Annotated in this window: 21 protein-coding genes, 2 tRNA genes and 1 riboswitch; of the genes, 13 read left to right on the forward strand and 10 right to left on the reverse strand. The window is 47.6% G+C overall.

The window, feature by feature from the left end:
• Positions 1–152: 152 nt before the first annotated feature.
• From pqqA to OC23_RS10920, 6 genes are all read left to right on the forward strand, one after another.
• A complete protein-coding gene (gene pqqA / locus OC23_RS18830; RefSeq protein WP_009514286.1) occupies positions 153–227 on the forward strand; it encodes a pyrroloquinoline quinone precursor peptide PqqA in 75 nt (24 codons plus the stop codon).
• Between the two features lie 74 nt (positions 228–301).
• Complete coding sequence (gene pqqB, locus OC23_RS10900; RefSeq protein ID WP_038344823.1) at positions 302–1,213, forward strand: pyrroloquinoline quinone biosynthesis protein PqqB; 912 nt, start codon at positions 302–304, stop codon at positions 1,211–1,213.
• Between the two features lie 8 nt (positions 1,214–1,221).
• Positions 1,222–1,980, forward strand: a complete 759-nt coding sequence (pqqC, locus tag OC23_RS10905) for a pyrroloquinoline-quinone synthase PqqC (protein ID WP_152607825.1) — start codon at positions 1,222–1,224, stop codon at positions 1,978–1,980.
• Positions 1,973–2,257, forward strand: coding sequence for a pyrroloquinoline quinone biosynthesis peptide chaperone PqqD (pqqD, locus tag OC23_RS10910; RefSeq protein ID WP_009514350.1), 285 nt, complete (start codon positions 1,973–1,975; stop codon positions 2,255–2,257). The genes pqqC and pqqD overlap by 8 nt, the downstream gene beginning before the upstream one ends.
• Positions 2,254–3,417 carry a pyrroloquinoline quinone biosynthesis protein PqqE gene (gene pqqE, locus OC23_RS10915; protein WP_038344827.1) on the forward strand — a complete coding sequence of 388 codons (1,164 nt, stop codon included), beginning with the start codon at positions 2,254–2,256 and terminating at the stop codon, positions 3,415–3,417. Before pqqD ends, pqqE begins: the two co-directional genes overlap by 4 nt.
• Positions 3,414–4,475, forward strand: coding sequence for a dipeptidase (locus tag OC23_RS10920; RefSeq protein ID WP_038344828.1), 1,062 nt, complete (start codon positions 3,414–3,416; stop codon positions 4,473–4,475). Before pqqE ends, OC23_RS10920 begins: the two co-directional genes overlap by 4 nt.
• Positions 4,476–4,493: 18 nt before the next feature.
• Here the strand turns inward: OC23_RS10920 and OC23_RS10925 are convergent, their stop codons facing one another.
• Positions 4,494–4,685, reverse strand: coding sequence for a DNA gyrase inhibitor YacG (locus tag OC23_RS10925; RefSeq protein ID WP_038344829.1), 192 nt, complete (start codon positions 4,683–4,685; stop codon positions 4,494–4,496).
• 364 nt (positions 4,686–5,049) lie between these two features.
• On the opposite strand from OC23_RS10925, the gene OC23_RS10930 reads away from it, so the two are divergent.
• Together OC23_RS10930 and OC23_RS10935 are read left to right on the forward strand one after the other, a co-directional pair.
• Positions 5,050–5,700 (forward strand): SAM-dependent methyltransferase, encoded by a 651-nt coding sequence (locus OC23_RS10930; protein WP_161792284.1) that lies wholly within the window; start codon positions 5,050–5,052, stop codon positions 5,698–5,700.
• Positions 5,693–6,901: a TIGR03862 family flavoprotein gene (locus OC23_RS10935; protein WP_038344831.1), complete on the forward strand. Its 1,209-nt coding sequence runs from the start codon at positions 5,693–5,695 to the stop codon at positions 6,899–6,901. Before OC23_RS10930 ends, OC23_RS10935 begins: the two co-directional genes overlap by 8 nt.
• On the opposite strand, the gene OC23_RS10940 is transcribed toward OC23_RS10935, so the two are convergent.
• Positions 6,890–7,078, reverse strand: coding sequence for a hypothetical protein (locus OC23_RS10940; RefSeq protein WP_038344832.1), 189 nt, complete (start codon positions 7,076–7,078; stop codon positions 6,890–6,892). The two genes, OC23_RS10935 and OC23_RS10940, sit on opposite strands and share 12 nt — an antisense overlap.
• Positions 7,079–7,215: 137 nt before the next feature.
• Between OC23_RS10940 and OC23_RS10945 the strand changes: the two genes are divergently transcribed.
• Positions 7,216–7,626 (forward strand): GFA family protein, encoded by a 411-nt coding sequence (locus OC23_RS10945; RefSeq protein WP_038344833.1) that lies wholly within the window; start codon positions 7,216–7,218, stop codon positions 7,624–7,626.
• A gap of 17 nt (positions 7,627–7,643) precedes the next feature.
• Positions 7,644–8,282 carry a flavin reductase family protein gene (locus OC23_RS10950; RefSeq protein WP_038344834.1) on the forward strand — a complete coding sequence of 213 codons (639 nt, stop codon included), beginning with the start codon at positions 7,644–7,646 and terminating at the stop codon, positions 8,280–8,282.
• 13 nt (positions 8,283–8,295) lie between these two features.
• On the opposite strand, the gene OC23_RS10955 is transcribed toward OC23_RS10950, so the two are convergent.
• The gene (locus tag OC23_RS10955; RefSeq protein ID WP_038344835.1) at positions 8,296–8,628 is read right to left on the reverse strand and encodes a HopJ type III effector protein; all 333 of its coding nucleotides are present in this window, start codon (positions 8,626–8,628) and stop codon (positions 8,296–8,298) included.
• A 304-nt stretch (positions 8,629–8,932) separates the two neighbouring features.
• Positions 8,933–8,999: riboswitch (Fluoride riboswitch) on the forward strand.
• A 133-nt stretch (positions 9,000–9,132) separates the two neighbouring features.
• Between OC23_RS10955 and crcB the strand changes: the two genes are divergently transcribed.
• Together crcB and OC23_RS10970 are read left to right on the forward strand one after the other, a co-directional pair.
• Positions 9,133–9,513: a fluoride efflux transporter CrcB gene (gene crcB, locus OC23_RS10965; RefSeq protein WP_038344838.1), complete on the forward strand. Its 381-nt coding sequence runs from the start codon at positions 9,133–9,135 to the stop codon at positions 9,511–9,513.
• Positions 9,514–9,526: 13 nt separating this feature from the next.
• Entirely contained in the window at positions 9,527–9,856 is a 330-nt protein-coding gene (locus OC23_RS10970) for a DUF190 domain-containing protein (RefSeq protein ID WP_038344841.1), read from the forward strand.
• Positions 9,857–9,953: 97 nt separating this feature from the next.
• Here the strand turns inward: OC23_RS10970 and OC23_RS10975 are convergent, their stop codons facing one another.
• From OC23_RS10975 to OC23_RS10990, 4 genes are all read right to left on the reverse strand, one after another.
• Positions 9,954–10,208: a type B 50S ribosomal protein L31 gene (locus tag OC23_RS10975; RefSeq protein WP_004774205.1), complete on the reverse strand. Its 255-nt coding sequence runs from the start codon at positions 10,206–10,208 to the stop codon at positions 9,954–9,956.
• Positions 10,209–10,356: 148 nt separating this feature from the next.
• Positions 10,357–11,649, reverse strand: coding sequence for an ABC1 kinase family protein (locus OC23_RS10980; RefSeq protein ID WP_038344844.1), 1,293 nt, complete (start codon positions 11,647–11,649; stop codon positions 10,357–10,359).
• A gap of 271 nt (positions 11,650–11,920) precedes the next feature.
• Entirely contained in the window at positions 11,921–13,279 is a 1,359-nt protein-coding gene (locus OC23_RS10985) for an MATE family efflux transporter (RefSeq protein WP_038344845.1), read from the reverse strand.
• Positions 13,280–13,315: 36 nt separating this feature from the next.
• On the reverse strand, positions 13,316–13,777 hold the full coding sequence (locus tag OC23_RS10990; RefSeq protein ID WP_038344846.1) for a DMT family transporter: 462 nt from the start codon (positions 13,775–13,777) through the stop codon (positions 13,316–13,318).
• A gap of 114 nt (positions 13,778–13,891) precedes the next feature.
• Between OC23_RS10990 and hemW the strand changes: the two genes are divergently transcribed.
• Positions 13,892–15,046: a radical SAM family heme chaperone HemW gene (hemW, locus tag OC23_RS10995; RefSeq protein ID WP_038344848.1), complete on the forward strand. Its 1,155-nt coding sequence runs from the start codon at positions 13,892–13,894 to the stop codon at positions 15,044–15,046.
• Positions 15,047–15,173: 127 nt separating this feature from the next.
• On the opposite strand, the gene OC23_RS11000 is transcribed toward hemW, so the two are convergent.
• The 3 genes from OC23_RS11000 to OC23_RS11010 all read right to left on the reverse strand — a co-directional run bounded on the left by OC23_RS11000 (position 15,174) and on the right by OC23_RS11010 (position 17,460).
• Positions 15,174–15,249 (reverse strand) — tRNA-Lys (locus tag OC23_RS11000).
• 120 nt (positions 15,250–15,369) lie between these two features.
• Positions 15,370–15,445 (reverse strand) — tRNA-Lys (locus tag OC23_RS11005).
• 173 nt (positions 15,446–15,618) lie between these two features.
• Entirely contained in the window at positions 15,619–17,460 is a 1,842-nt protein-coding gene (locus OC23_RS11010; RefSeq protein ID WP_038344849.1) for a long-chain-acyl-CoA synthetase, read from the reverse strand.
• Positions 17,461–17,536 lie beyond the last annotated feature (76 nt).

The raw sequence follows: 17,536 nt of genomic DNA on the forward strand, positions 1-17,536 counted from the left end.
GACAAAAATCACAATTATCGAACAATATCTTCGGCCGGGTAGGTCTACAAGGCGGTTATTTTTATTTAGAATCAATTGTTGTAAACGTTTTATTAAATTTGAAAGCGTTGTGTAAAGAGACATGACGCCACCATTGAGTCGGAGATGATTTCATGCAATGGACTAAACCAGCTTTCACTGATGTACGTATCGGTTTTGAAGTGACCATGTACTTCGAAGTACGTTAATCATTCATATTTAAACTCAAGATAAGCCCTAGTGATGTCTAGGGCTTATCTTTTTCTAAAAAGAAATTAAATTTATGTATATTCATGTCTTAGGTTCCGCTGCAGGAGGCGGTTTTCCCCAGTGGAATTGTAATTGTCCCAACTGTCATGGCGTACGTACAGCAACGATTCAGGCCAAGGCGCGTACCCAGTCCTCAATTGCCGTTTCTGAAAATGGTATCGACTGGGTGTTGCTGAATGCTTCACCGGATATCCGTCAGCAATTATTCGATTTCAAGGCAGCCCAGCCTGCACGGCAGTTACGTGATACCGGGATTCGTGATGTGATCCTGATGGACAGTCAGCTGGATCATACCACCGGACTGCTGACCTTGCGGGAAGGCTGTCCGATCAGGGTCTGGTGTACCGAGATGGTTTATCAGGACCTCACCACAGGTTTTCCTGTATTTAATATGCTGAAACACTGGAATGGTGGTTTGCAATATCAGCCAATCGACCCGAAACAGGCGTTTCAGATTGCCGGTTTTGAGCAGCTGGAATTTATTCCGCTGGTGATTCAGAGTGCTGCACCACCGTATTCTCCACATCGCCATGATCCGCATGAAGGCGACAATATTGCCCTGATCATCCGCGATCATAACACCGCCAAACAGCTGTTTTACGCTCCTGGACTCGGCAAGATTGATGAGCAGGTCATGCAGATTATGCAGCAGTCGGACTGTGTCATGATTGATGGTACGCTCTGGACAGATGATGAAATGCAGCAAACCGGAGTTGGCAGCAAAACCGGTCGGGAGATGGGGCATTTGTACATTAGTGGCGAGGGTGGTTCATTGTCTTACCTGAATCAGCTCAGTTGTGCTAAAAAAGTGCTGATTCATATTAATAATACCAATCCGATCCTGGATGAAAGCTCGGCCCAGTTTGCCGAACTCAAGGCCCACGGTGTTGAAGTGGCTTTTGATGGCATGCAGATCGAGCTTTGAGGTGAATGATGATGTCCACTGATGTATTAAGTGTCGAACAGTTTAAGCAGGCCATTCTGGATAAAGGCCAGTACTATCATATTTATCATCCTTTTCATGTGATGATGTATGAAGGCAAAGCCACCCAGCAGCAAATTCAGGCCTGGGTCGCCAATCGCTATTATTATCAAATCAATATTCCGCTAAAAGATGCGGCGATCATGGCCAATTGTCCAGACCAGCGTGTGCGTCAGGAATGGATTCAGCGGCTGCTGGATCAGGATGGCGAATATCCTGACGGGGGAGGCCGTGAAGCATGGTTGCGTCTGGCTGAAGCGGTAGGCCTGACCCGTGAACAGGTCATTTCAGAAGAGCTGGTACTGCCGGGTGTACGTTTCGCCGTGGACGCCTATGTCAATTTTGCCCGCCGTGCTACATGGCGTGAAGCTGCCAGCAGTTCCTTGACGGAATTGTTTGCACCACAGATTCACCAGTCACGCCTTGACTCATGGCCACAGCATTATCCATGGATTGATGATCAGGGCTATGATTATTTCCGTTCGCGTTTAAGTCAGGCACGTCGTGATGTCGAGCATGGCCTGAGTATTACCCTGGACTCGTTTACCACCTATGAACAGCAGCAGCGCATGCTGGAAATCTTGCAGTTCAAGCTGGATATCCTGTGGAGTATTCTGGATGCACTGACGCTGGCCTATGTGCATCAGCAGGCACCGTATCATACCGTGACCACCCAACCGGTCTGGCATAAGGGGTTATTCCGTGAGTAATGCAGCATTTGATTTAAATCTGGTTCCCATCTGGCGACAGGGCTACCGCTTTCAGTTTGAGCCGGCACAAAATGCCTTTGTCATTTTATATCCGGAAGGCATGATCAAGCTGAATGACAGTGCAGGGGCCATCGGACAGCATATTGATGGACAACGCACGGTTGCTGCCATTGTGGCACTGCTGAAACAGCAGTTTGGCGATATTGCCGAAATCGAGCAGGATGTGGTCGATTATATGCGGGTTGCCCAGCAACAATTCTGGATTGAATTGCAATGACTGAAGGTATCGGTTTACCCCTCTGGCTTCTGGCCGAGCTGACCTATCGTTGTCCCTTGCAATGTCCATACTGTTCTAATCCGCTAGATTATGCGCAGCATAAAAATGAACTGAGCACGCAAGAGTGGTGTGATGTATTTGATCAGGCGCGGCAGATGGGGGCGGTGCAACTGGGCTTTTCCGGTGGTGAACCGCTGGTACGCCAAGATCTGGAACAACTGGTTGCACATGCGCACCGGCAAGGGTTTTATACCAATTTAATCACCTCGGGCATGGGCCTGAACGAGCAGCGTATTGCCCAGCTCAAACAGGCGGGACTGGATCACATCCAGATCAGTTTTCAGGCCAGCGATGCTGTGGTGAATGATGCTCTGGCAGGTTCAAGGCATGCCTTTGAACAGAAATATGAAATGTGCCGTCTGGTCAAGCAATATGACTATCCGATGGTGCTGAACTTTGTGATTCACCGGCATAATATTGACCAGATTGAACAGATTATTGAGCTGTGTCTGGAACTGAATGCCGATACGGTTGAACTGGCGATCTGCCAGTTTTATGGCTGGGCCTTTTTAAACCGTCAGGGCTTATTGCCCACGCAGGAACAGTTGATCCGTGCCGAACAGGTGACCAATGCCTATCGAGAAAAGCTGCGCCAGCAGAATCATCCGTGCAAGTTGATCTTTGTGGTGCCTGATTATTACGAGGAACGGCCGAAAGCCTGCATGAATGGCTGGGGCAAGATTTTCTTTACCGTAACCCCTGATGGTACGGCATTGCCCTGTCATGCAGCCCGCCAGCTACCCATTGCGTTTCCGAATGTACGTGAACAGTCTTTGGCTGATATCTGGTACACATCCACAGGGTTTAACCATTTTCGCGGTGATGCATGGATGCCGGAAAGCTGTCGTAGCTGTCCGGACAAGCAAAAAGATTTTGGCGGCTGTCGCTGTCAGGCCTATATGCTGACCGGTGATGCGGCCAATGCCGATCCGGTGTGTGGTAAATCTGAGTATCATCACCTGATTGAACAGGCGCGTAGCGAGAGTGAGCAGGCTGCATCTCTTGAGCAACTGCAATTTCGCAATAGCAAAAACTCAAAACGTCTGGCGCTTCAGCAAAAGATTCCGGTGCGTAGCATTCCGGGTGAACCTTCTTCATGAAACAAGGTCTGAATCATTCTAAAGTCACGGTTTTTGACGGTCATAATGACCTGCTGACCCGCTTGTGGCTCAGTGATCAGGCCGATCCGGTGCGGGCTTTCATCCATGATCATCTACCCGGACAACTGGATTTAAACCGTTGCCAGCAAGCGGGTTTTGCAGGTGGCATGTTTGCAATTTTTCTACCGCCATTTGCTTATGTCAAACAGCATCATCCCGATAAACTCGTGGATAAACATGCCGAAGATTTCACTCAACAGCAGGTTGAGCAGATCTGTCTGGCGCAACTCGAGCTGGCCCAGCAGATGGTGCAGGCTTGCGGGCAGATCCGGCTCTGTACCTCGGTGCAACAGATACAGGATTGTCGCGCTCAAGGTCAACTGGCGGTGGTGCTGCATATGGAAGGGGCAGAAGCCCTACAGGATAATCCAGACTTACTCGATATTTTTTATCAGGCTGGTCTACGGAGTGTGGGTCCTCTCTGGAACAGGATCAGCCGATTTGGACATGGCTTAAATGCCCGTTTCCCGCATTCGCCTGACACAGGTGCAGGCCTGACTCCTCAAGGCAAAGCATTGGTTAAACGCTGTGCCGAGAAAAAAATGCTGGTGGATGTGTCACATATGAACGAACGGGCATTCTGGGACACGGTGGAGATTTTACAGCAACCGATTGTCGCCACCCATTCCAATGCCCATGCTTTATGTCCGCAGGCGCGTAATCTGACTGATTTGCAACTTAAGGCAATTGCTGAGAGTGGGGGCATGGTCGGAGTCAATTTTGATGTGGCCTTTTTACGCGCTGATGGACAGCGCAATGCAGATACGCCACTTACACTCATTCTCGATCATCTGGAATATATGATGGATCGTCTTGGAGAGGATCATATCGGTTTCGGTTCAGATTTTGATGGTGCCCTGATCAGTAGCGAACTGCAGGATGTAACCGGCCTGCCTCACCTGATTGCAGCGATGCAGCAACGTCACTATTCACCTGAGCTGATTGAGAAAATCTGCTGGAATAACTGGCTCAAGGTAATGGACCGGATCTGGTCTTAGTTGCAAAGCAGAAGATGATTAATCTTCATAATCATCTTCATGGCGTTTAAGGTCTGCTTGCGGTGCATCCTGTGTTGGTAGCTTGTATTCATCGCTGGCCCAGGCGCCCAGATCAATCAGCTTGCAGCGTTCAGAACAAAACGGACGAAACTCGTTACCTTCCCAAGTGCTGGTTTCACCACAACGCGGGCAGGGGAATGTACGTGGCATAGAAAATTCCTAAAACAAAGAGGGTTTGTTGACATTTCAACCATGCATTGCGTTATTAGCTAAAACGACATAAACAAGGCATGAAACGTAGACAATGGCGATTCCCTTGTCAAGTTTCATAACGGAGTTTAGGGAGGTTTTAGCCATAACCCTATGGGACAGGAGCATTTTTTGCTGCTACTGTGTTATGCCTTATTCATTTAGAATAGCTAAACTTCATAAGTCATGCCTTGTATCAGCTAAAAAATGCTCTCTGTCGCAATAAGAGCTTTAGCTCGCAAGGTGAAATGTTAACAAACCCTAAATAGATTAGGCAAAAGTAAGGTGACTTGTTAGACTTATGCCGATTTCTAGATAGTTTGATGTGATTATGTCGATTCGTCAATTTCAAGCACAACGGATGCAAGCCCCCCGTAATTTCAAGCCTATTCCTCACACACCGGTTTGTGTGGAAATTGGTGCTGGCAAAGGTAAACATGCCCTGTTATTTACGGGACAAAACCCGCAGACCACGTTGTATGCAATTGAGCGAACCAAGGAAAAATTTGTGGCGATGCAAAAACAGCATCAACTGGAGCCACGTGCGCATTTATATCCGGTTCATGCCGATGCATTGCCTTGGGTGGTACATGCCTTGTTTCCGGCCCAGGTGCAACAGTTCTTTATTCTGTATCCAAATCCGGAACCGCATAATCCGGCGCAGCGCTGGCTCAATATGCCATTTTTCGAATTCCTGCTTTCCCGTCTTGAACCGAACGGTACCATTACCCTGGCCAGTAATATTGCTGAATATATTGATGAAGCAGAACAACAGCTGACGGAGGTGTGGAAATTACCTTACCAGAAGCAGAAAATTGCAGCAGACTCGGCCCGTACCCATTTTGAAATCAAGTATTTAGAACGTGGTGAGCTGTGCCAGCAACTGGTTATTTGCAAGCCAGAAGGCTACACCACCCGTTTTGATGATTTTGCACCGTTGCAAGGTCAGAATACCCAAGAGAACCGCGATGCCTAAGCGTGTGGCCATTATTGGTGCCGGCCCGGCAGGCCTGATGGCAGCTGAGGTACTCAGTCAATATGATTATGTAATTGACGTGTTTGAACAGAAACCTTCGGCTGCACGCAAGTTTTTAATGGCTGGTAAAACCGGATTAAATATTTCGCATGCCGAGCCGGTCGAGCGTTTTATCCAGCGTTATGACCAGACAGAGTGGCTGGCGCCGTGGATTAAGAAATGGGATGCCCAATGGATTCGGGACTGGATGCAAGGTCTGGGCATTGCATCTTATGTGGGCAGCTCGGGCCGGATTTTTCCTGTTGAAATGAAAGCCGCACCATTGCTGCGTGCCTGGCTAAAACGCTTAATGGCTGCCGGGGTCAAGTTTCATTATCGGCATCGGTGTGATGATTTATCTGGTAATCAACTGACTTTGGAAAACCAGACCCATCGTTTTAGTGCCCGTTACGATGCGATTGTATTGGCCTGCGGCGCAGTGTCATGGTCGCAACTGGGCAGTGACGGTGCGTGGCAGCAATGGCTTTCGGCGCAGGATATCGAAGCTTTCCAGCCGAGTAATGCCGGTGTGTTAAGAACATGGTCGCCGTTTATGCAGCAGTGCTTTGGCCAGCCACTGAAACGGGTCAATGCCTGGGTGACACCTGAACAGCAAACCCATGGCGATATCATCATTACCCACTACGGTTTTGAGAGTGGTGTGATTTATAAACTGGGGCGCGAGCTCAGAGCGCAGCTTGCCCGTCAGCAGCCTTTACAATTGCATCTGGACTTGTTGCCTGATGTCAGCATTGAACAATTAGAACAGAAATTGCAGGGCAATAAAAAACAGTCTTTGACCAATCTTTGGCGTAAAGCCGGCTTAGATCAGGTCAAGATTAACCTGCTGCGGGAAGTTGTTGAAAAAAGTTTATGGTCAGATGCCAGACAAATGGCACGGCAGATCAAGCAGCTCGGTATCGCCTTAACCGGTTTTCGCCCGATTGAAGAGGCGATTAGCTGTGCAGGTGGAGTGAAGCAAGAGGCATTATCAGCCCAGCTGCAATTACACGCCAATCCGTATGTATTTTGCTGTGGCGAAATGCTGGACTGGGATGCACCGACGGGCGGTTATTTACTCACGGCCTGTTTTGCCACGGGACGAGCCGCAGCAGAAGGCGTGAATGAATTTATCCAGAGCCAGATCAACTCAAGTCGCTAAATAAAAATAAACCACACCAAAGCCTGAGGAGGGGTGATGAATGTTGAGCCCGCTGGAGAAGTTCCAAATCAGCAGATCATCAAGCCATTTCAACTGGGCAATGTGTTTCGCTTGTTTTTTCAGCCAGATGGTTTTTAGGCCTGCCTGTTGTTTGGTATATGTGCATGTTTGGTGCATTTACGGTCCTGACCAGCTGAGTTTAAAAGTACGGGCTAATCTTGCTGGCAATCTGTCATGTTCCTTGAGCAGATTTGCCTTGTGAGATGCTCTTTAAAAATGCTAGTTTTGACTAAATACTCATCAGGACTATGGATATGTCTCAAGCTTCACCTGTATATCGTGGCAGTTGTTTATGTGATGGCATTCACTATGAAATTCAGGGTGAAATTGGTGAAATCGTACAGTGTCATTGCCAGCGTTGCCGTAAGGCCAATGGCACGGCCTATGCCACCAATGCCCCGATTAGCAGTGCCGCCTTTAAAATCCTGAAAGGTGAGGAGCTGGTTAAGAAATTTGCCGCTTCTGGCGTGTACCGCTGGTTCTGTAGCGAATGTGGTTCACCGCTGATCAGTTCGCGTGATGCCCAGCCTGAGCTTTACCGTTTACGCCTCGGGACACTGGATACGCCATTGCAGCACAAGCCAAGCATGCACATATTTGCTGCTTCTAAGGCAGAATGGGACTGTATTGCAGATGATTTGCCGCAATATGCTGAACGCCCTTAAACTGGTGTAGCTGTGCGATGATTTTTGAAACCTCGGATTTAGCTCCCAACGAGATCTACCGCCTGCTTGTCGGCGGGATTTCACCTCGACCCATTGCATGGATTAGCACACTTTCCGCCACTGGCGTAGCCAATATTGCCCCTTATTCATTTTTCAATGTGGCCAGCTGTAATCCGCCCATTCTCTGGTATTCACAGGTCAACCCTAGAGACGGTCAGGATAAAGATACCATTCGTAACCTGATCGATACCCGCGAATGTGTGGTGCATATTGTCAATTCGGCTTTAATGGAACAGATGAATTTATCCTGTGCCTTATTGCCTCCGGCGCAAAGTGAATTTGAGTTTGCCGGCATTGAGTCTGAACCGGGTCATTCGGTTGCGGCATTCGCCGTCAAACATGCCCCGGTTCGTTATGAGTGCCAGTTAAGGGAAGTGCTGCAACTGAGTACGCTGCCATCGGGTGGTACGGTGGCCTTGCTGGACGTAAAAGCAATTTATGTCGATGACCGGCTTTGGGATGGCCAAATGATTGATCAGCAGCAACTGGACAGTGTCGGGAAAATGGGCGGTGATTTTTATAGTCTGAGCACGGATCTGAGGAAACTTGCCAGACCGGTCGTATCAGCAACCGATGCGCATAAAAAAGGAGGTTAAAACCTCCTTTTTATTATTTGGCCGTTAAGGCTTCACCTTCAAACTTTACGCCGTCCCAACCATGTTGCATAAACTGACGGATATTCTGGTGGTCAGTGGCGTCAGGGGTTGCCAGGACCGATGCATAGTGTTCTGCAAATAAACTTAAAGTGTCTGCCTGATTGAGACCTTCAATTTTGGCAAAACTGAGGACTTTGGCACTGCCTTGATTTTCAGTTGCAGCATTGGATTGTGCGCCATTCTGGAATGCAGTCGGGGTATGCTGATAACGTGCTTCGATAAATGCCAGTACATCTGCAAATTTTGCCGAGCTATCTTTCAGTTGTGCCAATAAGCTTTGAGCCATGTCTAAAGTTCCATGTCGATTGAGTCAATGCCCGTATCATAACATTGAAAATATACAAGAGAACCTGCTCGAGAGCGGAACCTGGCGCTGGCGTATTCACCGTCTATGCTCAAAGAGTTCATTTATATATTGACCAATCATTTAAAGGCACAAGCCTTTGATTTCGTCGCATCCGTCTTGGACTTTTATGGAGTTGGGGAAAAGTTTGAGGAATATCTGGCTGAATTGTGGATAACTTTATGTTTATACACAATGCAATCCTGCTTAAAAAGAGCGATTGAGTTGCCTAAAAAATATGTTATTTTAGAGCACAGGAGATGGCATTCCTCCTGTTACAAACCGCCTGAATGGCTAATGATGCCTACGTTACCCTGAACAGGGGACGTAGGTTCGTGCGTGCTCTGTTCCTGTTTCTGGAGTTCGCTCATGATTATTCTGCACAACTGCTACCCTATATCCATGTCTCATCATTCTTTCGCTCCAGCCCTGTTCTTGGAGTAAACCATGTTTTATCCATTACTTTCGATTGCTTTAGGTTCGGTTTTAGGGGCGTGGTTACGCTGGTTTCTGGGTTTAAAACTGAATCCTGTTTTCCCCAATATTCCTTTGGGGACGGTCACGGTTAATTTTGTTGGCGGCTTTATTATCGGTTTTGCAATTTCCTATTTTTCGCAAAGTTCACTCAGTCCCAATTACAAACTGTTTGTGATTACAGGTTTTTGTGGTGCATTAACCACCTTTTCAACTTTTTCTGCCGAAATCATTGGCCTGCTGCAAACCGGTAAATTGGGTTATGCCTGTGCCGCGATTGTGATTCATGTGCTCGGATCACTGCTGTTTACGATTTTAGGCATGAGCCTGCATCAATGGCTGAGTGCAGCATAGCTGGAGTAATCGCATGCATGGATTCCTAATTACCTTTTATAGTGCACAAAACCGTTCCTATCAGGGACAACCCATCAGCGAATGGCTACTGGCTGTTGCAAAACAGATGAATTTGCGTGGCGCGACAGTATTGGCGGGGCTGGAAGGCGTTGACCATCAGGGCCTGTTTCACTCAGCCAGTTTCTTTGAACTGGCGGATCGACCGGTACAGATTCAATTTGCGGTTACAGAAGAGCAGGCGACCGAGTTATTGAGCTATCTCAATAGTAAAGAGATTTCACTGTTCTATGTGAAAACACCGATTGAGTTCGGTGTGGTGGGGCAGCAAAAGACGGATTGCTAAGGCAGCATCAAGGCATAAAAAAAGAAGTCTAAGTGGAGGAGAGATAGCCTTAGACTTCTAATGCTTTTAAGCTTAATGGATAAAACTTAAATGAAGATTAACCTTTGCGGTTAAAACGTGCAAAGCGTTTGTTAAAGCTTGCAACACGGCCTTCATTGCTGGCCTGACGTTGCTCACCAGTATAAAACGGATGAGATGCACTTGAAATATCCAGGGTCACGTAGGGATAGACTTTGCCTTGATATTCTTTGGTCTGTTTGGTTTGCAGTGTACTCCCAATTAAAAAGTAGGCATCTGCATTGGTATCGTGAAATAAGACTTGCTGATAAGCCGGGTGGATATCTTTACGCATGTTGATTGACTCCTGTTGTTAATAGAAATGTTATAACATAACAATATATGAAGTCAATTTATGCCTTTTCAAGCCAGTGCGATGTCGACATGAATATAAATGGCTTTCCCTCCCGCTTGCGGTTACAAGTTTGGAGGGCATTAGATTGTTAGGCTGGAACTAATTCTTCAAACAGATCATTCAGGTTGTCATTGACCTTGAGATGGATCAGGTTCCAGTAATGTCCTGAAATGGTCCGGTTAACCATCAGGGTATCTGGTGACGGCTTAAAAACATCCCAGTATTTCAATGATTTTTTCACCAGTAACATGCCATCATGATGTGACGAGTTTTCGGCAAAATCATAATGGGTGGTTAATGGACGTAACAGGATTTCAATCCACTGGTTATACAGCTCGGCCGGAAATTTATGTTTCTCGGCAATCGAGTGCAGTTGCATCAGTAAATCTTCAAGCTGGGCGATATCGTGCTGGCGGGCTGCATTGACCAACGCCTTAAAGTGCTGAACAACTTCTGGTGCAAGGGTTTTCACGCTGCCATAATCATAAATAATTACACTGCCATCTGTGCGGAAGGCAAAGTTACCGGGGTGAGGATCACAATGAAAGCGTCTCAGGAAAAACATTTCCTGACCTAAGGCACGAATCAGGCGCCGACCGATCTGGTTGCGGGTTTCAACTGGCCATGTACTTGCGGTTTCGATGGATTCACCCTGTTCCAGACTGAGGGTCAGCACCCGGCGAGATGAGTAATCCTTATAGACTGTTGGAATGATCACTTGAGGGTCGAGTTTTTCATGGAAGGTTTTAAAGACTTCCAGATTTTGTGCCTCGATTTCATAATTGAGCTCGGCAGATAAACTGTCCTGAATTTCCTGAAACAGTTGATCTTGCAGCTTTTTATCAATTTTTAATACACCCATCAGTCGCAACGCCAGACGTACCTGTTTTAAGTCACTTTCACAGGCCTGATCCACACCCGGATATTGCACCTTGACCACAACGGCTTGCCCGTTTGGCAGTACGGCACGATGGACTTGTCCGATTGAAGCAGCAGCAAAAGGTTCTGTTTCAAACGAGCTGAAAATCTGCTTTAACGGTTTGCCCAGTTCCTTTTCTACCTGTTGCTGAATCGCGGCAAAGGGCATGGCTGGGGCTTGACGCTGCAGCTTGGCAATGGCTTTGGCGACTTCCGGTGGAAAGATATCTTTATATTGCGAGGCGATTTGACCGACTTTCATCACTGCGCCTTTCATTTCACCCAGTGTATCGGCAATTTGCAGACCGATGTCCTGAAACAGCTGGCTACGCGCGGCATTTTTCTGTTCTTCATCTGCGGTGAGGTTCCGGATGGAGTTGGCAACGCTTTTGCTGGCAATACTTGCGGTCATACCCGCCAGTTTGAGAAAACGCTTACTGGGAGAGCTAGCATGTTTTGCCATAAGGACTTGACCTCATACGATCCGGTTTTAGGGTGATGCTTTGATCATAGGCGACAAAACTTAAATTGCCTATAACAAAATGTTAAGTGATGTAAGTGTTTAAGACCGGAAGCCTGATTGAGGGGACACAGGTCGTGCCTGCACCGAACACAGTGAATGCCTGCCTGCATTCCTGCTATTGATTGACTGAGGCGATATCGGGAGGGGGCGGGACACGGGCGCGTTACTGAGACCGCCCGTGTTACTGTATATAGCAGGATATACAGGATACTTAGTGTGATGCTGCGGGATGTGCCAGACGTCTATTATTGAAATATAACCGTGTGATCAGCAATACGCAGGCAATGCTTAAACCGATAATCAGACCGAGCCAGACGCCTGCCACGCCCCAAGAGGTGTAGCGGGCAAGATATAGCCCGATTGGAAAAGCAATTACCCAATAGGCCATCAAGGTAATCCACATCGGGGCCTGGGTGTCCTGCATGCCGCGTAGGCAACCGGCGGCACTCACCTGCCAGGCATCCATCAACTGATACGCCATGGCAAACCAGAGCAGATACATCGCGACAGGAATCACATCCACATCTGTGGTGTAAATGGCGACGATATAGGGGCGTGCAACTGCAATCAGACTCATGGTGAACACGGCAAAGATCGTTGCACTGATCAATCCCACCGTTTGTACCTGACGCATGGCATGCCAGTTCTGCTCGCCATAATACATCCCGACCCGGATGGTCAGGGCTATGGCCAAAGAAAGCGGAATCATAAACAGCTGTGAAGTCACTGAAATGGCAATCTGGTGTGCTGCAATGGCATTTTCACCCAGCGGACTGAGTACAATGGCACCTGTACTGAAAATGCTGACTTCAAAGAAAACGGCAAGGCCGATTGGCAAACCCAGCTTTAGAATCCGTTTAATCCAGACCGGATCGAGCTTTTCCCATTGTGTAAAAATAGGTGCCTGCTTATAGGCCTTGGCTCTGGAAACGTATACGGCCAGTGTAATAAACATTAACCACTGTAAAATTGCAGTGGCAAAACCGCAGCCAGCACTGCCAAGGGCTGGAATTGGCCCGAAGCCATACATAAAGATAAAGTTGAGCGGAATCAGGACCAGCAGGGCGATCAGGCTGATGGCGGTGACCGGACGTGGATGTCCCAAGGCTTCGGAGTAACTGCGTAATGCGGCATACATCATTACTGCCGGCATACCAAAACCAATCGCATGCAGGAACAGGCTGGCTTTCGGTAACAGGCTTTCAGGCACACCGAATAGCGGTAAAAATCTTGGCATTCCTTGCAGGATTAGCATGGCAACAGTGCCCAGAATGGCTGCGACCCACAGAGACTGCCGGGTAATGGTGGGAATTTTCTCCGGTGTCTTGGCACCTCGTGCTTCGGCCACCAACGGTGTTGTGGCCAGCATGATGCCTGCAAATAACAGCATGACCGGAATCCATAACCCGACCCCGACTGCGATCGCCGCCAGATCGGTGGCAGAGAGATGACCGGCCATAATGGTATCAATCAGGCCCAGTCCGGCTTGGGCAAACTGGGTGATCAGGATCGGAAGCATCAAATGAAAGAGCTGCTTGAGCTCAAACCGCTTGGTTGTGACATGGGACACAAAAAATACTCTTATTAAAATTTAAGATGAGAAAAGTCAGCGCTGCAAGGTGAGTAGCACGCCGATAAAAATGACCAGACTACCGAGCAGGCGTTGCCAGTTAACCGGGGTTTTTTCAGTCCCTAACCAGCCAAAGTGATCAATAAACATTGAAATGACCAATTGCCCGAAAATCACTAAACCTGAAAATGTTAACAATCCGAGCTTGGGTGCAGTATAAATGCTCATGCTGATTGCATAAACCCCAAGAAAACCGCCCAGCCAGAGAAACCAGGGTATTTGTGAAATTTCACTTAATCCCGGCTTGCTGGCACTTTGCAAACAGACCAGCAGCGCCAGAACAAGGGTGCCAATAAAAAATGACAGCAAGGCTGCTTGCAATGGTGAGTGCAGATAATCCCTAAGCTGGGTATTAATCGCCGTTTGAAATGCCATGGCAATGCCAATCCCCAAGGTGAGTGGAAGGATCAATAGCAACTGGCTGGAAATTTTCATCATCGCTTGGGTCTAATTGTTCTTGGTTGTCCTCAGTCTAACTGAATACGCAGATGATGATAAGCCGAATCACAGAGTCATGGTAAAATAGAGAAGTTCTGTTATTGAGCTGCGATCTTGAGTCATTTAAACCCTGCAAATATTCCGCTTTCCTTGTATATCCATATGCCGTGGTGTGTACGTAAATGTCCTTATTGCGACTTTAACTCACATGCGGTGCCTGATGGCCAGTTGTCATTAGCGCTGGAACAGCAATATCTGGCTGCATTGGTGGCGGATTTTGAAACTCAGGTTGACATGGCGCAAGGCCGGCCCATCCACAGTGTCTTTATTGGTGGCGGCACACCTTCACTGATTTCTGCATCAGGCTACCAATGGTTATTTGAACAGTTAAAAGCGCGTTTGGCGTTTGAGCAAGATTGTGAAATCACCTTGGAAGCCAATCCGGGAACCGTTGAGCATGATCCTTTTGCCGATTATCTGGCAGTGGGGATTAACCGATTATCGTTGGGGGTACAAAGTTTTGATGCCGGGCATTTACAGCGTTTGGGACGGATTCATACCGCCAATAATGCACTGGATGCAATCCGGCAGGCACGTCAAGCCGGTTTTGAGCGCGTGAATGTGGACCTGATGCATGGCTTGCCGCAGCAAACAGAAGAGCAGGCCTTGACCGATCTGCAACTGGCTGTCGAGCAGGGTGCGACGCATATTAGCTGGTATCAGCTGACCATTGAACCCAACACGGTGTTCTTCCGCACCCAACCTGTCTTGCCGCAAGATGAGGTGCTAGAGCATATTCAGGCGCAAGGTGAGGCGTATTTAAAGGCCAACGGTTATGTGAATTATGAAGTTTCGGCCTGGCGCAAGGAAAAGCCATCGGCACACAACCTCAATTACTGGCAATTTGGGGATTATCTGGCGATTGGAGCCGGAGCGCATGGCAAGGTTACACGTCCGGATGGAGTTTACCGTTTCCAGAAGACCCGCTTGCCCAAAGACTATTTAGCCAAAGTGCCGGCTGAACATGTGCAAATGAAACGGATTGAAGCAGATGAGCTACCCTTTGAATTTATGATGAATGCATTGCGTTTAAATGAAGGGGTGGCGGCGGAAAGCTATGCACAGCGTACCGGACTGGTGCTGGCCGATTTAGCCCCGACACTGGATCAGCTACGTGAGAAAAAACTTTTGATTGCCGATCAGGATCGAATTGCCTGTACCGAGCAGGGGCACATCTTTTTAAATTCGGTACTGGAAGAATTTTTATAATTTAAAGAGTACGCATGCTTTGGGGCAGGGAGGCTTTAAAGCATGAATTTTACTTTTGTCATTGTCTGGAAAGATATCGATGACACAATGAAAAAAGCCTCATCATATGATGAGGCTTTTTAGAATCTGGTGGGTCGTCCGCGACTCGAACGCGGGACCAACGGATTAAAAGTCCGCTGCTCTACCAACTGAGCTAACGACCCTGAGCGAGGATAAGTAAAACAACGTTTTACCTGAGCGCAAGAGAAAATCTATGATTTTCTGTAGCTTAACCTCTTACAGGCGTTTGTAAAATACATTTTACAAACTTTCAAAACATTAGATGGTGGGTCGTCCGCGACTCGAACGCGGGACCAACGGATTAAAAGTCCGCTGCTCTACCAACTGAGCTAACGACCCTAAGCAAGTATTTCAACCGGCTTCGCAAGTAAAACTGATTGGTTCTAAGTGCGTCTTCGTTTTGATGTTGCGTATTCTAGCAAGTTATTCAGCTAACACAAGAGGAAATTTAAAAACATGTGCATGATTGTTTATAAAAAGCACGATTTCCTCTTATTTAGCTAAAAAATAAACTAGAAACGGTATTGATAGCTTTGAATATTGTCAAAAATCTCGGGAGTTACATCACAATAGCTGTTGGCACCCGGCAATAAAACCAGCAAACGTTCAGATGTTTTGCCCGGATCAAAGCTTTCCTCTTTCAGTTTGTTCTTCTGGTATTTGAATGTACCGGTGGTTTCAACCTTTTCCTGAACACGCAAAAACACCGGAACGGCATAAGAGGGTAAGCATTTTTTAAATACGGTGACCATATCGCTTAAATCTGCATCATTCAGCTCGGTACCTTCTACCAGCGTAATGGCGGCCATGCCGGCACGTCCGTTGGTATTTGGAATTTCTACGCCGTAAACCACAGCTTCTGCAATTTTTTCATATTCGCAGACCATGTTTTCCACTTCGGTGGTCGACACGTTTTCACCTTTCCAGCGGAAAGTGTCGCCGAGACGGTCGACAAACTGGGCATGACGGAAGCCGATATCACGAACCAGATCACCGGTATTGAAGTAGGAGTCACCTTGGGTGAACACATCTTTCATGATGACAGATTTATTCTTTTCCGGGTCGGTATAGCCATCAAAAGGCGAACGGCTGGTGATCTTGCCAATTAACAGGCCAACCTCGCCGGTTTTGACTTTCTTGCAGTAGCCTTTTTTGTCGCGCACCAGTTCATTCTTTTCTTTATCGTATTCAACGATGGCATAAGGTGTCGGAGAGAAGCCGACGGTATTGTCAAAGTTAAAGATATTGCTAAAGCCGACATTGCCTTCACTTGAAGCGTACAGTTCAAGTACTTCTTCAACCCCGAAACGTTCCTTGAACTTGTTCCAGATATTGGGACGCATGCCATTGCCGATCATTTTGGTGACGCGATGGGCACGATCCAGTTCGGTTGCTGGTGCATCAATCAGGTAACGGCACAGCTCACCGACATAACCAATCGCAGAGGCATTGAATTTCTGTACATCTTTCCAGAAGGCACTGGTTGAATATTTGCGACGGACCGCAAGTGTTGCACTGCCGGCAATGACACCGCACCAGCATACCACCACACCTGTTGCATGGTAGAGCGGCAGGGTCACGTACATCACGTCATCTTTGCCCAGATTGAGAATATGACCATAGGTACCATAAGCCAGTGTCCAGCGGCTATGGGTGAAAATCACTGCTTTTGGCAGGCCGGTGGTACCTGAGGTGTAGATATAGAACAAACCATCTTTACCGGTTACGGTACGTGTGGTTGACGGGTTGAATTTCGGAAACTGGTCAATTTGCAGGGCAAGGTTGACGTAGCCTTCTGGTGCTGTGCCGGCATTTTTACGGGTTTCCTGATCTGCAAACCAGTGGAAACGGTCTTGTGCAACTTTTAAATCCTGACGTGCTTCATCAATTGCAGCACGGACTTCTTCACCGGCAATCACGGCAATCGGGTTGACCAGATTGATGCTATGCGCGAGTACCTTGCCGACTTGAGCGGTATTGACGAGTGCAATCGTCACCCCGATTTTGGCTAAAGCTACGATGCTGGCAATCAGTTCAGGACGGTTCTCAACCATCACTGCAATCACATCACCTTTTTTTGCACCCAGCGATAGATAGTAATGTGCAATCTGGTTGGCCCATTCATTCAAAGCCTGATAACTATAGCTTTGATCTTCAAATAACAGAGCGATGCCTTGAGGGTTACGCTTGACTGCTTTTTCAAAGGCAATACCTAAGCCAGCGGGAGAAGATGGCGTCCGTAAATATGCCTGTTTAAGACCACTAAGGATATGAGGTACTTTAGTGATGAAGTTCGGAAGTCGGGTAGCGACATCACCAAAGGTAATAATATCGGTCTGCGTAGTTTGGCTCATATCAATCCTGTTTATTTTTCGATCAATCCTAAAATGGCTATCCGTAAGAACACAACCATTCACACCATTGTCGTTG

The sequence above is a fragment of the Acinetobacter sp. A47 genome (genome assembly GCF_000805455.1).
Lineage (GTDB): Bacteria > Pseudomonadota > Gammaproteobacteria > Pseudomonadales > Moraxellaceae > Acinetobacter.

Coding starts and splice junctions, on each gene's coding strand:
- pqqB (WP_038344823.1), top strand. CDS start 302: ATGTATATTCATGTCTTAGGTTCCGCTGCAGGAGGCGGTTTTCCCCAG.
- pqqC (WP_152607825.1), top strand. CDS start 1,222: ATGATGTCCACTGATGTATTAAGTGTCGAACAGTTTAAGCAGGCCATT.
- pqqE (WP_038344827.1), top strand. CDS start 2,254: ATGACTGAAGGTATCGGTTTACCCCTCTGGCTTCTGGCCGAGCTGACC.
- OC23_RS10920 (WP_038344828.1), top strand. CDS start 3,414: ATGAAACAAGGTCTGAATCATTCTAAAGTCACGGTTTTTGACGGTCAT.
- OC23_RS10925 (WP_038344829.1), bottom strand. CDS start 4,685: ATGCCACGTACATTCCCCTGCCCGCGTTGTGGTGAAACCAGCACTTGG.
- OC23_RS10935 (WP_038344831.1), top strand. CDS start 5,693: ATGCCTAAGCGTGTGGCCATTATTGGTGCCGGCCCGGCAGGCCTGATG.
- OC23_RS10940 (WP_038344832.1), bottom strand. CDS start 7,078: ATGCACCAAACATGCACATATACCAAACAACAGGCAGGCCTAAAAACC.
- OC23_RS10945 (WP_038344833.1), top strand. CDS start 7,216: ATGTCTCAAGCTTCACCTGTATATCGTGGCAGTTGTTTATGTGATGGC.
- OC23_RS10950 (WP_038344834.1), top strand. CDS start 7,644: ATGATTTTTGAAACCTCGGATTTAGCTCCCAACGAGATCTACCGCCTG.
- OC23_RS10955 (WP_038344835.1), bottom strand. CDS start 8,628: ATGGCTCAAAGCTTATTGGCACAACTGAAAGATAGCTCGGCAAAATTT.
- crcB (WP_038344838.1), top strand. CDS start 9,133: ATGTTTTATCCATTACTTTCGATTGCTTTAGGTTCGGTTTTAGGGGCG.
- OC23_RS10970 (WP_038344841.1), top strand. CDS start 9,527: ATGCATGGATTCCTAATTACCTTTTATAGTGCACAAAACCGTTCCTAT.
- OC23_RS10975 (WP_004774205.1), bottom strand. CDS start 10,208: ATGCGTAAAGATATCCACCCGGCTTATCAGCAAGTCTTATTTCACGAT.
- OC23_RS10980 (WP_038344844.1), bottom strand. CDS start 11,649: ATGGCAAAACATGCTAGCTCTCCCAGTAAGCGTTTTCTCAAACTGGCG.
- OC23_RS10990 (WP_038344846.1), bottom strand. CDS start 13,777: ATGATGAAAATTTCCAGCCAGTTGCTATTGATCCTTCCACTCACCTTG.
- OC23_RS11010 (WP_038344849.1), bottom strand. CDS start 17,460: ATGAGCCAAACTACGCAGACCGATATTATTACCTTTGGTGATGTCGCT.